This window comes from Streptomyces sp. NPDC104371 (assembly GCF_055583785.1).
Map to the genome: position 1 here is coordinate 326,135 of NZ_JBVJNF010000001.1, position 13,739 is coordinate 339,873.

14 protein-coding genes, 1 tRNA gene and 1 pseudogene are annotated in these 13,739 nt (G+C 68.1%); 8 read left to right on the plus strand and 8 right to left on the minus strand.

From position 1 onward, the window contains the following. Positions 1 to 177 precede the first annotated feature (177 nt). Positions 178 to 1,344 (plus strand): methyltransferase, encoded by a 1,167-nt coding sequence (locus tag ACZ60T_RS01510; protein WP_469664715.1) that lies wholly within the window; start codon positions 178 to 180, stop codon positions 1,342 to 1,344. Here ACZ60T_RS01510 and ACZ60T_RS01515 read toward each other — a convergent pair. Next, positions 1,280 to 2,209 carry a LysR family transcriptional regulator gene (locus ACZ60T_RS01515; RefSeq protein WP_469663464.1) on the minus strand — a complete coding sequence of 310 codons (930 nt, stop codon included), beginning with the start codon at positions 2,207 to 2,209 and terminating at the stop codon, positions 1,280 to 1,282. The two genes, ACZ60T_RS01510 and ACZ60T_RS01515, sit on opposite strands and share 65 nt — an antisense overlap. A 95-nt stretch (positions 2,210 to 2,304) precedes the next feature. Between ACZ60T_RS01515 and ACZ60T_RS01520 the strand changes: the two genes are divergently transcribed. Both ACZ60T_RS01520 and ACZ60T_RS01525 read left to right on the plus strand, forming a co-directional pair. Next, positions 2,305 to 3,468 (plus strand): nuclear transport factor 2 family protein, encoded by a 1,164-nt coding sequence (locus tag ACZ60T_RS01520; RefSeq protein ID WP_469663466.1) that lies wholly within the window; start codon positions 2,305 to 2,307, stop codon positions 3,466 to 3,468. A gap of 128 nt (positions 3,469 to 3,596) precedes the next feature. After that, a tRNA-OTHER gene (locus ACZ60T_RS01525) sits at positions 3,597 to 3,670 on the plus strand. Between the two features lie 48 nt (positions 3,671 to 3,718). Here the strand turns inward: ACZ60T_RS01525 and ACZ60T_RS01530 are convergent. The 3 genes from ACZ60T_RS01530 to ACZ60T_RS01540 form a co-directional block, all read right to left on the minus strand. Further along, complete coding sequence (locus ACZ60T_RS01530) at positions 3,719 to 5,044, minus strand: competence protein CoiA family protein (RefSeq protein ID WP_469663468.1); 1,326 nt, start codon at positions 5,042 to 5,044, stop codon at positions 3,719 to 3,721. 157 nt (positions 5,045 to 5,201) lie between these two features. After that, positions 5,202 to 5,651 (minus strand): SMI1/KNR4 family protein, encoded by a 450-nt coding sequence (locus ACZ60T_RS01535; RefSeq protein WP_469663470.1) that lies wholly within the window; start codon positions 5,649 to 5,651, stop codon positions 5,202 to 5,204. After that, positions 5,638 to 6,015, minus strand: coding sequence for a hypothetical protein (locus ACZ60T_RS01540; RefSeq protein WP_469663472.1), 378 nt, complete (start codon positions 6,013 to 6,015; stop codon positions 5,638 to 5,640). Before ACZ60T_RS01540 ends, ACZ60T_RS01535 begins: the two co-directional genes overlap by 14 nt. A gap of 366 nt (positions 6,016 to 6,381) precedes the next feature. Here ACZ60T_RS01540 and ACZ60T_RS01545 point away from each other — a divergent pair, with 366 nt between their 5' ends. The 3 genes and pseudogenes from ACZ60T_RS01545 to ACZ60T_RS01555 form a co-directional block, all read left to right on the plus strand. Continuing rightward, positions 6,382 to 7,368, plus strand: a complete 987-nt coding sequence (locus ACZ60T_RS01545) for an NAD-dependent epimerase/dehydratase family protein (RefSeq protein ID WP_469663473.1) — start codon at positions 6,382 to 6,384, stop codon at positions 7,366 to 7,368. A 144-nt stretch (positions 7,369 to 7,512) separates the two neighbouring features. Next, the gene (locus ACZ60T_RS01550) at positions 7,513 to 7,758 is read left to right on the plus strand and encodes a zinc finger domain-containing protein (protein WP_469663475.1); all 246 of its coding nucleotides are present in this window, start codon (positions 7,513 to 7,515) and stop codon (positions 7,756 to 7,758) included. Then, positions 7,755 to 7,914: pseudogene (locus ACZ60T_RS01555) on the plus strand (Tn3 family transposase); the annotation flags it as partial. The gene ACZ60T_RS01550 and the pseudogene ACZ60T_RS01555, both read left to right, overlap by 4 nt. Positions 7,915 to 8,014: 100 nt before the next feature. Here the strand turns inward: ACZ60T_RS01555 and ACZ60T_RS01560 are convergent. From ACZ60T_RS01560 to ACZ60T_RS01575, 4 genes are all read right to left on the minus strand, one after another. After that, positions 8,015 to 8,947, minus strand: coding sequence for a DUF1963 domain-containing protein (locus ACZ60T_RS01560; protein WP_469663477.1), 933 nt, complete (start codon positions 8,945 to 8,947; stop codon positions 8,015 to 8,017). 140 nt (positions 8,948 to 9,087) lie between these two features. Further along, positions 9,088 to 10,023: an SGNH/GDSL hydrolase family protein gene (locus ACZ60T_RS01565; protein WP_469663479.1), complete on the minus strand. Its 936-nt coding sequence runs from the start codon at positions 10,021 to 10,023 to the stop codon at positions 9,088 to 9,090. 305 nt (positions 10,024 to 10,328) lie between these two features. After that, positions 10,329 to 11,891 carry an endonuclease/exonuclease/phosphatase family protein gene (locus tag ACZ60T_RS01570; RefSeq protein ID WP_469663480.1) on the minus strand — a complete coding sequence of 521 codons (1,563 nt, stop codon included), beginning with the start codon at positions 11,889 to 11,891 and terminating at the stop codon, positions 10,329 to 10,331. 303 nt (positions 11,892 to 12,194) lie between these two features. Then, positions 12,195 to 12,755, minus strand: a complete 561-nt coding sequence (locus ACZ60T_RS01575) for a cysteine hydrolase family protein (RefSeq protein ID WP_469663482.1) — start codon at positions 12,753 to 12,755, stop codon at positions 12,195 to 12,197. On the opposite strand from ACZ60T_RS01575, the gene ACZ60T_RS01580 reads away from it, so the two are divergent. Next, entirely contained in the window at positions 12,754 to 13,044 is a 291-nt protein-coding gene (locus ACZ60T_RS01580) for a zinc-binding dehydrogenase (RefSeq protein ID WP_469663484.1), read from the plus strand. The two genes, ACZ60T_RS01575 and ACZ60T_RS01580, sit on opposite strands and share 2 nt — an antisense overlap. A gap of 162 nt (positions 13,045 to 13,206) precedes the next feature. Next, positions 13,207 to 13,707 carry a hemerythrin domain-containing protein gene (locus ACZ60T_RS01585; protein ID WP_469663486.1) on the plus strand — a complete coding sequence of 167 codons (501 nt, stop codon included), beginning with the start codon at positions 13,207 to 13,209 and terminating at the stop codon, positions 13,705 to 13,707. The last annotated feature ends 32 nt before the right edge of the window (positions 13,708 to 13,739 follow it).

Here is a 13,739-nt window from a genome sequence, read left to right on the forward strand (position 1 = left end):
ACCACTCGGCATGGTTCTCGGCGACTTCTCCTCTCGCGCTTCGACGCGGGAGCGGTAGTTCTACCCGCCCTGACACGTACGCCTGTGCGGTGACACAGGCCGTCTCCCCCGCTCCTCGTCGAAGTGCTCTTCGTGCCCCCGCACGCCCAACGCACGTTCGATCACGAGGAGTTCGTGGTGTCCGTCATCCACTGGACCGAAGCCCACACCGTCCGTTCCGCCCGCTGGCATTCCGAGAGCGCCGCCTCGCTTCCCGGACGGGTCGTCGTCGCCGATGACCGTATGAAGGCCGCCACCGCCCACCGACTGGCCTGCGAGGGCACGGCGTTGCTGTGGCGCGGCGACTTCCACAACGCGCGCCAGCTCCTGCGCGCGATGGGCCGCCGTATCGACCGGAAGCCTCCCCGCGCGGGCGACAGCCCGGCCGAGTCCTTCCATCTGCACCGCCGGGCCCGCAGCCACCGGGCCCGCGTGCTGGGCAGGCTCCTGGTTCTGCTGGAGGACGACTACTCCCTGGCTCTGCGCAGAGCCCCCGAGGTACGTCAGGCGTGTGTCGAGGCATACGGCTCACCGCACGAAGCCATGGTGGTCTCCCTCACCGAACTGCTGGGCGTGATCGGGGCGCAGCAGTGGCGCGAGAAGGACGTAACGGTGCCCGCCGTCAACGCCCGTATCCACCCGCACTACGGCGTGTTCTCCCCGATCCGGGGCGAGTACGTCGACCTGGTCGCGCGGACACCGCTGCCCGCGTCAGTGACCCACGGCGCCGGGCCTCGTACCGCGTTCGACCTCGGCACCGGGACAGGCGTACTCGCCGTCGTCCTCGCCCACCGCGGGCTCGACCGCATGGTGGCCACCGACATCAACCCGCGCGCCCTGTCCTGTGCCCGCGAGAACGTCCATCGGCTGAAGCTCACCGAGCGCATCGATGTCGTGGGACCTGACCTGTTCCCCGACGGCCGCGCGCATCTCGTCGTCTGCAACCCGCCGTGGCTCCCCGCCCGGCCGACCTCGGCGGTCGAACAGGGCGTCTACGATCCGGACAGCGCCATGCTCCACGGCTTCCTCGACGGGCTGGCCTCCCACCTCGAGCCAGGTGGTGAAGGCTGGCTCATCCTCTCGGACCTCGCCGAACACCTCGGTCTCCGGACACGTGGCGCCTTGCTGACCGCCATCCGCGCGGCGGGCCTGCGCGTGGTGGACAAGATCGACACCAGGCCGCGGCATCCACGCGCTTCGGACCGCACCGATCCCCTCCACGCCGCCCGCGCCGCGGAGGTCACATCGCTGTGGCGGCTGGCCGGTCCGACGTCGTCGGGGTACGGACCGGGGCGAGGGCTGTGAGGAGGTGGTCGAGCAGTGACGCCGCGCTGGGGTGGGGGTCGCGACGTGGTGTGATCGCGTAGATGCCACGGGTCGGGGGGTCGACGAGGGGCACCGTGGTGACGTCGGGCCGCAGCGCACGCGTCAGCACCCCGGGTATCAGCGCGATGGCGTGACCGGTCGCGACCAGCGCCAGCTTGCCGGGCAGATCGGCCGCGGTGAGGTCGATACGGGCGCTGACTCCGGCGCGGGCGGCGTGCTGACGCAGGAGCGCCGCCGATCCGTCGTTGTCCTCGACCCAGGTCTGCTCGGCGAGCGTCCGCATGTGTACCGGGCCGCGCCCGGCCTGTGGGTGGTCGACGGGCAGCGCGACGACCATGTCGTCCAGCCCGAGGAACCGGCGTTCGACCCGCGGGTCTTGGGGCAGCCCCGGCGGCGCGTCGGTGACGACGGCGATATCGAGATCGCCGGTCATCACGCGATGGTGCAGTTGTGCGCTCAGGCCGGGGTGCAGGGTCCATCGGAGGGGTCCTGCCTGCTTCAGCAGGGAGCGGACGGCCTCGGGGACGATGCCCGCGGCGAGGGAGGGTGTCGCGCCGACGGTCAGCGGCCGGTTGTACGCCCCGTCGACCGCGTCCCGTACGGCGCGTACGGCGCGGTCGGCCTCGTTGAGCGTGGCCAGTGCGTGGCGCCGGAACACCTCACCGGCAGGCGTCGGACGCACCCCGCGCGCATGGCGCTCCATCAGTGGTACGCCGAGTTGCCGTTCCAGCCCGGCGATCTGCCGGGAGACGGCCGACTGCGTGTGATGCAGCTCGGCCGCCGCCGCCGACAGCGACCCAAGTCGGCACACTGTCACGAAGGTTCGCCACACCGTCAGGTCCATGACACCAGTATGCCTCTACGGTATGCGAGTTCCGCAGGGCAGGCCTGCGAACTCTGCGCTTGTCGCAGTCCTTGCAGTGCAGCACGCTGGCACCCATGACCACACCGCACACGATCGCCGTCCTCGGCCTGGGGCGCATGGGCGACGCGATCGCGACCCGACTGGCCGCCCAGGGCTGGGACGTTGTCGGCTGGACACGCTCCGGACGCACCTCGGTCACCGTCCGGATGACCGGCGAGCCGAACGACGCCGTGGCGAAGGCGGACCTCGTCATCCTCGCGTTGTTCGACGGCCCGGCCTGCCGCCAAGTCCTCGACAGGGTCTGTGACTCGCTGCGCGCGGACGCGATCGTCCTGAACACCAGCACCATCGCTCCCGCCGAAGCGTCCGAGCTGGCCCGGCAGTTCGGCCCTTCGTACGTCCACGCTCCTGTACTCGGCTCCGTACCGGCGGCCTCGACCGGCGCCCTACGGATTCTCGCCGCCGCCGAGGCCGAGCAGGACGCGCTTGATCGAGTACGCCCCGTTCTCACAACGCTGGGCATGGTGCGACGAGTTGATGACGCCTTCACCGCCGCCGCACTCAAGCTGATCGCCAACAACAGCCTCACGGGCTCCGTTCTCGCGCTGCGTGACGCGCTACGGCAGGCCGACGCCCTCGGACTGCCCCGCGACCAGGTGCTGGACATCCTCGAACTCGGCGCGCTCGGCGGGCTCGTGGCCCGCAAACGCGCGTTCCTCCTCGACCAACCCGCCGCGTCCGCAGCGGAGTTCACCATCGGCGCGCTGGCCAAGGACATGGCTCTGCTGGCCGCCGCGTCCAACACCCCCTTGCGCAGCGCGACCGGAGTGGCCGACACCCCTGCCGACCTTGAAGCAGACATCGCCGTCGCCGCCACAACCCCCGCCGTGGAGGACGCCGTACTCGCACCGCTCCGCGCCTACATCCGCGGACACGCCACCGGTGACCCCTCCCACTTCCGCGACGCGTTCCTGCCCACCGCCCACATCGAGGGAATCCGTGACGGAGCGTTCGTCTCATGGCCGTTGGACGAGTACTGCGCTCTCTTCCACGGCAGACCCGCCCCGGACGAACCGACCCGCTCCCGCCCTATCGACGCCATCGACGTCCACGGCACCGTCGCGACCGCGACCATGACGCTCTCGCACGGCGCGGACACCTTCACGGACATCTTCCTGCTGGTCCACGTCGACGACGGCTGGCGCATCGCGAACAAGGCTTACCATCGGCACTCTTGACCTGGACGCAAGGGTGAGCGTGCCCGCGCCGAGTTCGCGGGACCGACTGCGCGTGATCCGTCGTCGGCTTCGGCTCACCAATTCGAGTGCGACGGAGCGCAGATGGCTCGTATGATCGTCGGCGGGATGGGGCTCGTAGCGCAGAGGTTGTCGCGCCTTCACTGCGTGTGGGAAGACACCGGTTCGAATCCGGTCGGCCCCATCCCGTCTCATCTCATCCCGGCGGTCACGAGTACCGGCCGTCGCACACTCACATTCTGTCGAGGCCGAGCATCCCGCTCACGGCCTGGCGGACGGTGAGGGTGTCCGGTTCGCGCTGTGGCGGGGCCGGTTGCGCCGCGGGCAGGGTGGCGGTGAGGACTTCGATTCGCTGGCCGGGTGCGGCCTGTGCGGCGATGCGGCCTCGTTCGCGCTCGGAGGCGGCGAAGAGGAGCAGCGGGGCCAGGCGGCGGCGCAGCGCGGGGACACGACCGGCTACCGGGCAGATGACCGCGTACGGCTTGCCACTCACGTACACGGGCACGCCCATGGCGAACTCGGGGCTGCCGCTGTCGGCGACGAAGGGGTAGCTGCCGGCCTCGTGGTAGACGAACTCCACCACCGGTTTGGTCAGCGCCTCCTGACGCTGGAGCAGGGCCTCTATCGCCGCCAAGTGCTGCTGTTCCTCACCCTGCCGCGCTTCTTGTTGCCGCTGTTTGACCGCGAGCAGCCGTTCGACCATCTGGGACTTGCGGGTCTGGGCCTGGAGTTGTTCCTCCTCCAGGTCGAAGTACCGGCGGGTGATCCATCGCCACGTGCCTTTGGTGTTCCAGCCGAGGCGCAGGCGGTGGGGGCGGGTGGTGTTCTTGCAGATCGCGTTCACGAAGCGGCCCAGCGGCAAGGGGTCGACCGCGCACCACCCACCGTGCCCCTCGCACGGCAACGGTACGTCGATACCCTCGTTGCAAGCCGAACAGTCGCATCCGCCGCATGCCCCTCGGTCCTCGCACCACCGGGGCTCGAAGCGGGCGGCCCCGGCGGTGACCTGCACGTCGCCTCCGTCGTCGGGACGGGCGATCCGGACGGAGGGGACGTTGTCGAGCCAGGGCACGGTCTTGCGGTCGGTGAACCAGCACACTTCGACCCCGGCCGCACGGTACCGGTCGGTGCGGGCCTCGATATCGGTGATCGAGATGGCGGCCATCTGTGCCTCCAGGGCGACGCGTCGGCTGCCGTCGGGCGAGGTGGCCATCACGTCCGCGCGCCAGGAGCGGTCAGGAGCGGCGACTTCGTACTCAGCGCTCCAGCCTGCCGCACGAGCGTGGTGGGCGAGATCGAGCTTGAGCAGATGATGGGCCATGCCTTCACCCGCGGTCCGTGCCTCGCAGTGGGGCGCGTTGTTGGCGTGGCGCAGGAACCACAGGTCGTACGCGCTGTGGGTCTTGTGGACCAGGTGAAGCCGCCAGTCGCATTCGTAACAGGTCAGCGGCGCGGGCTTCTTGGGCTTGTAGATGCTCTCCCTGCTCTGCCCGCAGCCGAGGTCGGCCTGGGTGACGTCGATGCGCCCCCACTCTCCGTGGACCCCGACGAACACCATCACTGTCTCCTTCGCTCATTCCGCAGCGAGCCTTGTCCGCAGCGGAGCTTGTCCGCGGCGGACGGTAGAGGCCGTCATGACATGGCATCCCCCGAAGAGAGCAACGCGATGCCTGATCAGGGGATTTCAGTCTTCGAAGGCTGCTTCCTCTGTGTGGTCAGCCGGTCAAGGGCTGCCATCGGTCTTCCCGCGCGGGTTCGATTCCGCTGAGCCACACCAGCGTCCCGCCGATCAGGCCGGGCTTGTCCCACGTGGCCAAGTCCGGGGCCTCGAGCGTGTCGGCGACCTCTTCCAAGTAGGTGACCAGCGTGTCGAGTTCGTCGTCGGGAGCTTCGTAGTAGCGGGACCATTTGCCGAGGCAGCCGGTCTCGATGTCCAGGTACAGGCCCGAGGTGTGGTCATCCGGGCCGAGGGCGACGACCGGAATCCAACTCGGCTTCCACAAGGTGATCCGCTCGTCCTCGGGGCGCTCGGCGTTGCGACTGTCCTCACCGGCCTGGAGGTTCATCCTCATCCGGTAGGTGGCGGCCACGGCGTCCAGCGTCAACAGAGCCCGGTTGCCGGGCAGACACCCCCCGCCGTCGACGCCGTCGTCACCCGCGGTCAACAGCCACAGGACACGCAGCGGTGAGCGCCTCGTCGGCGGGGTCGGAAGGGACAAGAGGTGCGGGTCGGCGGTCCTGGCCTTGGCCCTCCTCCTGTCGGGGCGCAGTCGGGTCCGAGGGATCCACCACGCTCACGTACCGGATCTCGATCCGGTCGGGCTCGCGGATGTAGCCGATGGCCAGGGCAGGGCAGTCCTCGAACACGTCGCCGTCGATCATCACGGTGAGGATGCCGGGCAGACTTGAGGGGCGGCCCAGGTCCGGTTCCTCGGCCAGTTGACCGGCCACGACCTTCAGAGCGTAGGGAACACCGGCGCCGAGCTGGGCGACCGTGTCGCGTATGAGCGGGCGGATCTCGATGTTCACGGCCTGGTTCTCCTCGCCGCCACCGTCTCCTGGACATGGGCACATTGGGTGACGATCTCATGGTCGCGACCGAGGGCGCATTCGAGGAGTTGGAGGGATGCTTGCGCGGCTGCTGTCAGCGTTCTTACCGGCACCCCATCACCCGGGCGCCTCGACCTGGGGCCGGCTGCCGCCGTGCCCCGCCCCCGCACCCCGGCGGACACCGTCGGCGTCGGGCCGGGCTGGTTGTCGTTTCGTGATCGGGTGTTTGGACGCCTCGGCCGGCCGACGTCATTGCCCGAGGGTTGAGATCGATCTGACGGTTGGCCATCTGCTGTCAGCGAATCCGCCTGGACCGGGCGGTGATCCCGGTGCTTGTGTGCCGGTATGGAGATCCTGGTTCTGGGCGGAACGGCATGGGTGGCTCGGGAGCTGTCGCGGCAGGCGATCGAACGCGGCCATCGGGTGACTTGCCTCGCGCGTGGCGAGAGCGGAGAAGTCGCGGACGGAGCGACACTGGTCGCCGCCGACCGGCGCGATCCGTCGGCGTACGAGCCCGTACTCGACCGGGTATGGGACGCGGTCGTCGAGGTGTCATGGCAGCCGGGCTTCGTCCGTGGAGCGCTCGACGTGCTGGGCAGCAAGGCCGGGCACTGGGTGTATGTCTCGTCCGGCAACGCCTACGCCTCCCACGCCACGCTGGGGGCGGACGAGTCCGCGGCCTTGCTCCCCCCGACCGACCGGAGCGAGGTGGACCGCGAGTTGTACGGCGAGGCGAAGGTCGCCTGCGAGCAGGCGTCGACGGCCGCTGTGGGCGACCGCCTCCTCATCGCACGGGCCGGGCTCATCGGCGGCCCGGGCGATCACAGCGGGCGCTCCGGCTACTGGGTCGCCCGCGCCGCACGCGATCCGCGAGGGCCGATGCTGGTCCCCGACACACCGGCCATGCCCACTCAAGTGGTCGACGTGCGGGACCTCACCTCCTGGCTGCTCGACTCCGCGGAGGCGGGAACTACTGGCACATACAACGCTGTCGGCCCGGTCGTTCCGTTCGAAGAGTGGATCGAGCTGTCCCGCGCCGTCGGAGGGCACACCGGTCCGGTGGTCACCGCCGAATCGGCGTGGCTGCTCGCCAACGGCGTGGCCCAGTACATGGGGTCCGAATCGCTGCCGATGTGGCTGGTCGAGCCGGGCTGGGAAGGGTGGTCGGCCCGGGACGGGTCCTCGGCGCGCGCCGCGGGGCTGCGTCACCGGCCCCCGGCGGAGATGCTGGCCGACACGCTGCGCTGGGAACGCGAGCAGGGGCTGGGCCGGGAAAGGCGCGCAGGCCTCAGCGCGCAGCGCGAGCGCGAGTTGCTCGACGCCCTCGGCTGACGGCGCTGGACCGGTCTCGCACACCCGAGCGTCTGTACAGGCGCCTTCCGTGCTGAACTTTCCGATCTCGTGGTGGATCCGGCCGAGCCCCGGGCACCGGGGTAAGCACGGGCGCCACCCCGCGCCCCCTCTACCCGACCGAAGGTGTTTCATGGGTGGTCACCTGTGAAACACCGGCCCGGCGGACCGCACACCTGCCCGATGTCCACCTGCGCGGCCCCCGTGGACTCGCCGTGCCGGACCGGCAAGCGCAAGGTAGCGATCCAGTACCACACAGCCCGTTTCCGCCTCGTGCCCCAGCTCGCCAAGATGTTGAACGTGCCGACTCCGGCCGTATCGCCAAGCGGCTCGTCATCACGACGGGCGCGAAGAAGGGCCAGCGCCCCATAGCGAACTCCACCTCCGCCGCCCGCAGCAAGGGCTCCACCGCGGTCGCCTCCGACTCCACACACGTGCGGGCCTACGATCAGAACCTGTTCACGGAGTGGCACTCGCTCTACGGCGGCCATGGGGGTGCTCATCTACTGGCACGTGGAGAAGAAGTCCACCATGGACGGCGAGGTCAACTACACAGACAAGTCAAAGGGACGGGACGACTTCGATCTGGTCCGCGACATGGAATCGAAATCACCGAGACGATTCCTGTTCAGTGCAATCCGTCTATTTCGTACACCACGTCTGTGAAATCACCGGTCCGCAGCGCACTCGCAGGGACCATGACGCGATGGACTCCATCTTCGCGGGGCCCGAGGATATCGCCGGAGAGCGTGAGGAGATGGGTGTACTCCTCGTCCTTCTTGTCCATCAGCCAGGTGTCGATGTATGGCCAGCCGAAGGCCTGGGCGGCACGGAACCACCTCCCTTCGCACCCGAGTCTCAGAACAGTCCGGCAGTGATCCCACCAGACACCACGAAACGGCTCCTGCACGAACCGATCAGCCGGGGGTTGCCAGTCGTCGTCATCAAACTCAGGCTCGATGCGGTAGTCCAACGTCTCCAGGACCGGATCCACCATTTCACCGTCCACGGAGGGCAGGGTGATGACCGGGGCGGCGTGCAGAAGACGTCGTTCGAAGGTCCTGGCCGGTGCCGGTGCGGACACTTCCACCGCGCGCGCCGGGTCGGCCAGGACGATCTGGCAGTCCAGATCGGTGTCGAACCGGCGGCTCCATTTCCTGTACCGCCCCAGCGTCTCCGCGAACCGGGGATCCTCGTCGTATTGAGGGTCCGGATCCAGGTGGAAGATGTTGACCAAGCCGGGCCGGGCGGGCAGTTCATCACCGAGCCATGGGGCGAGGGCGTCTGTGTCCAGCACGGCGACCACCGTGAGCGGTACACCCGCCCTGTTCTCCGGCCAGGGTGTTCCTGGCTCCAGGAGTGCCGGGCCGCGGACCTGACAGCGGCCGGTCGGCGGGGCGCCGTCACTCGCCGGCTTGAGCATGAAACCCCGCTGGGCCAGTGCGGCCACCTTCGGTCCCAGCCGCTCCCCCAAGCACTCCAGGCATAACTCCCGGATCGCAGCAAGCTCGCTCTCGTAGTCCACGGACCCATACAAGCAGATGACACTGACAACGCTCACGGTCGCGCACGCTCGCGCCGACCTGACCGTAGGCCCACGGGCCGCCCGCCGGTGCCGCAGCCTGCTGCTGGGCACCGGCTTCGATGACGTGACGGTCGAGGGACCCCGACCCCTGGGCAGTGAGCGGGTGTCGGTGCGGATCAGCCCACGCTGATGGTGTCCAGCATCGCCGCGGCGACATGGTCGGCCGCGTTGCGGTGGCCGCTGGCGTTGGGGTGTACGAGGGCCGGCTGGTCAGGGACGCGGGTGAAGATGCCCTCCACCCACTTGCCGGTGTCACAAACGCTGTGGTTCCGGGAGGAGTTGTAGAGGTCGACGAAGCGGGCGGCGTCGTGCGCGCCAGCCGACTTCTCGATGGCCTTGTTGAGGGGTTCCAGGACGTCCTGACGCAGCCAGTCCAGGTCGCCCGGAGTGATCGAGCCGAACTGTTCCAAGTCGTTGTACCGGCACTTGGAGGTGTCCTCGGGAATGATCGTGGGGTAGCCGACGGCCAGGATCTTCGCGTGCGGGGCGCGCTCGTGAAGCACGGTGAGCATCTCGTCGTAGTCCCTGCTCACCCTGTTCAGCCTGCTGGGGATGTCGCCCGCCAGGTCGTCCCGGCATGGGGTACCCGCGCCGTCGCTGCCCGCGCCCAGTTGCAGGCACTGGAAGAGGATGGCGTCGAAGCCGAGGGTGTTGCCGCCCGCGCCGACGGTGACCACGTCGGTACCCGGGCCCACCGCCGCGGACTGGGGAGGCACCGCCGGGAACGGGTAGTCCGGGTCCTCGGAGAAGGGCGGCAGATGGCGTCCGATCGGCTCCTGGGCTCTGAAGGTGATGTCATCGATGGTGGCGGCGCCGCAACTGACGTTGGTCAGGTCGAAGAGTGAGCCGAGGTCGCGGTCGATGACCTGCGGGTAGGACCGGTCGGTGCGCTCGCAGCCGTCGCGCGGGACTTCGAAGGTGTCACCGGCCGCGGGGATGACCCCGGCGGTGTAGGAGTCACCGAGGGCGACCCACTGGTGGGCTGCCGCCGCGGCCGCGTGTTGCGCGCCGACGACCTGCGCGGGCGCGAGGACGGCTGCGGTCAGAGCCACGGCCGAACCCAGCATGGCCAGACGAGTCGGGAAATTTGCCACGGATCCTCCAGAGAAACGGCATTGACGACGTTTTGACTCTAGAAGATCCGTCACGGATTGTGCAGCATCCCTACGGACAGTCACTCTCACGTGGATGTTCAAGTCGCCGCCCAGGGCGCATATCGGGGTGCAGTATCAGCGGCACGCCGCAATGCTCCTGAGGTCGTCCACTGCTCCTGCGGCTGAGACCGCACCACCGCGCCCGACCGCCACTCCCCCTCCCTTCTCCGGAACGGGGAGCAGCGGCACGGTCGTACGGCGGCTCAGGAAGCCGGCAGGGCGACCGTTCCGTACAGCGTCCAATGGTCCGAGGAACCGTGCGTGCTGGACACCGCGCAACTCTTGAACGGCGCATTCCGCTGCGCGAAGATGTAATCGATCTTCATCGTCGGTTTGCCGTCATCACCGGCGTTCGCCGTGGCCGCGCCCTTACGAGCGGCGTTCACGTCTCCGAGCTGTGCGCACTCGCGGTACGACGCGTACATGTTGGTCAGCACATCACTGTTCTTGCTGTCGGAACCGGTCCAACCCGAGTCCGGCGGCACCGAGTTCAGGTCTCCGCCGAACACCGTGTGGTAACCCGCGGGAGCCAGTTCGGTGATGCCTGTGAACTCCGCGGCCTGCTTCTTCCGGTAGACGCCGTCCGGATCGTCGAGGCCCTGACCGGCGCTGAAGTGGGAGGTGCACACCTGCACCGCACGCTCCGGCAGGTCCGCGCAGAGCGCCGGACGCTGTTCGGCCTTGGTGTCCTTGCCCTTCCATATGAACGAGACAGGAGACTGAAGCGTGTAACCCTTGTAATACGTGTTGGAGGCCGGCACGGCCAACGCCACTCCGAACGAGCCCCGGTCGAGTCCGTCCGCCTTGGCGCATTCCTTCTGCGCCATCACACCGTATTGACCGAGGGTCGACTCACCGAGCTGACCCAGGCTGTACTGAGTGGGGGCGAAGCGCACATCCCACTCGCGTCCGGTGCGCGCCTCCAAGGCCTGCTCCACCGGCTTCGCGTGCTTCTCACAGAATTCCTGGAAGAAGATCACGTCCGGCAGGATCTCGTGATCGCTGCCCGGCTGCGGCAATCGGGCTGCGATCTCCGCGCTCACCTGGTCCTTGCCCGCCAAGTTCTTGTCCCAGCAGTCCGGGTTGTTGTTGGCGCAGACATTCCACGTCATGACGTTCAGGTCGGACGCAGGTGCGGCGGCGGGAGCCGGAGCGCCTCCGCCCGCTCCGGCCTGGCCCAGTCGCAGCAGCGTGAACCGCTCCCAACTGCCGACGCTCGACGCGCGCGCCCGGAGCATGTCCTTGTTGTCGCCCTCAAAGGAGTGTTCGACACTGATGTACTTCTCATTGTCGGTGACCACCGACTTCAGGGCGATCTGCATCGGTCCGTCGGACTCACGGGATTCGACAGTGAATTGCTGCCACGTCCCGATGGATCCGCCTCTGGCCTGCATCATCCCGGTGTAGTCACCGGTCGCCCCGAACTCGCTCGTGGCGAAGAAGCCGGTTACTTCGGAACGCAGGGCTATGTTCTTTCCCGCATGATTGGTGTGCAGCGTGAATCGTTCCTTCGGGCCCACCGTGGAAGCATTCGCCGTCATCCGTCCGTTGTTGTCCGGGTCGACGGAGACATAGAGTCCGCTGGCTTCGGACCTCAACGCATATCTCTCACCAGCGGATTTGGCGACATTCTCCGCATCCGCGGAGACCGTTGCCGCCTGAGCCGGTGCCGCGGGCAGGAGTGACAACCCCATCGCCAGCAGCAGACCGGAAAAGAGAACGGACAATAACCGTCGCACTGACTGTTGCACTGCTTCTTCTCCCATTATGAAGTTCCTGTGGTGCCGTGGGAGTGTACTGTGCGGACGCCCTGAAATGGAGTGGTGAAGATCACGGGCACGAGGCCAACTTCCGTACTTTCAAAATCAGTTGACATTCGCATTTCTCCACTGGGGTAGTTGTCCGTCGGGTTCGCCGAGGTGCGCCGTTGGCGGAGAATGAGGGCGGTTTACACACGGCGAGGTGGGAGAGGGGTATGGCAGGCGACGGTGGTCCAGTGACACTGCGCGGGATCGCGGAACAGCTCGGGCTGCATGTGTGGACGGTCTCGCGCGTCCGTGTTCGCCGCATCAGTGTGGTGCGAGCGTCTTGAGCCAGTCGTCGACGGTGACGACATCTGCCCACTGCGGGAACAGGCGCTCGACAAGGACCCGGTGCACCTCGGGGTCGGGGTCCACGCAGGCGTCGGGCAGGACGGTGAGGCCGAAGTCCAGGTCGTTCGCCTGGCAGAGGGTGGAGAGAACCACGGCGCTGGTGGCGATTCCGGTGAGTACGAGGCTGTCAATACCGCGTGCCCTGAGCACCACGTCGAGATCGCTGCCCGAGAACGCGCTCGCCCGTCTCTTGGTGACCACCACCTCGCCCGGCCGGGGCGCGACCTCGGGGTGGATCTCGGTACCCGCGGCGCCCTCGACGTAGAGACCGGCCTGTGCGATGGCGGCAAGTGCCCTGTTGCGCGTGCCGACTTCGGGGAATCCGGGACGTAACGCGATGACCACGTAGATCACGGGGATGTCCGCCGCCCTGGCCCCGTCGATCGCCCGGCGCAGGCGTGGCAGGTATCCGGAGTCGTGGTCCACGACGTCCACGATGGCCTGTTGGACGTCCATCACGAGAAGTGCGCTGCTCATGTCGTCTCCATGTCCGCTCGGTGCAGTTCTCCGGCTGCCAGCACAGCGTAGGCGGCGCCGAGTGCCGGCACGCCTGGGATGGCGAGCGCCGAGCCGCCTTCTCCGTATGCACGCCGACTTCCCCCAGGAGACAGGCCGAGCACTGCGCCGTGCGGTGGCGGCTGCGGCTTCGGGAGACCTGCGCGTGCGGGTCGAGACGCTGCCGCTGGAGCGGGCCGCCGAGGTCCACCGTCGTATCGAGTCAGGTGCCACTACGGGCAAACTCGTGCTCCAGGTGGGGGCGTTGTGATGTGAGGCCGGAGTGCCGCGCACGGGAACGGTCGGTCGGCTCGGGGACAGGAATGTGGTTGACAGGCGGATCGGCTCGTCGATAGAACTCTGTGCCAGCGTCGCAGTGCACCCGGCAAAGAGACCGTCGCGGGCATGGAGGCGTGGAACCAATGGACTCACCTTGGTTACATCTGACGAACGCCTGAGAGGCTTCGGCACACAACTGATCGAAGTACACCTCTGGCTTCGCGAGGAACTCGCATCCCTCCGGGGAAACGTCGAAGCGTATCTCACCGAAGGCGCCCCGCTGCGCGAACTGCGGACGAACTGCCTCACGTTCTGCTCGGCACTGCACCGGCACCATCACGGCGAGGACGCCACGGCGTTCGACGTACTCGCCACGCAGTACCCTGAACTGACCACCGTCATCGAGGAGTTGCGTAGCGACCATCACCTGGTGGAGGCATCGCTGCGACGGCTCGAGGCGCTCGTCGCCGAACTCGGCACGGGCCGCGACCCGATCGAGGTCCAGCGCGAGATCGATGGCCTCGCGGCCTTGATGGAGACGCACTTCGTGTACGAGGAGAAGCGCATCGTCTCTGCCCTGAACGCCTTGGACATCCCGGCCTGGCGTGACACCCCACCCGCGTTCCTGCGTACCGACACCCCGCCATCCGGTTGACGAGCACCGCCCGTGCGTGGACCGACTCCTGG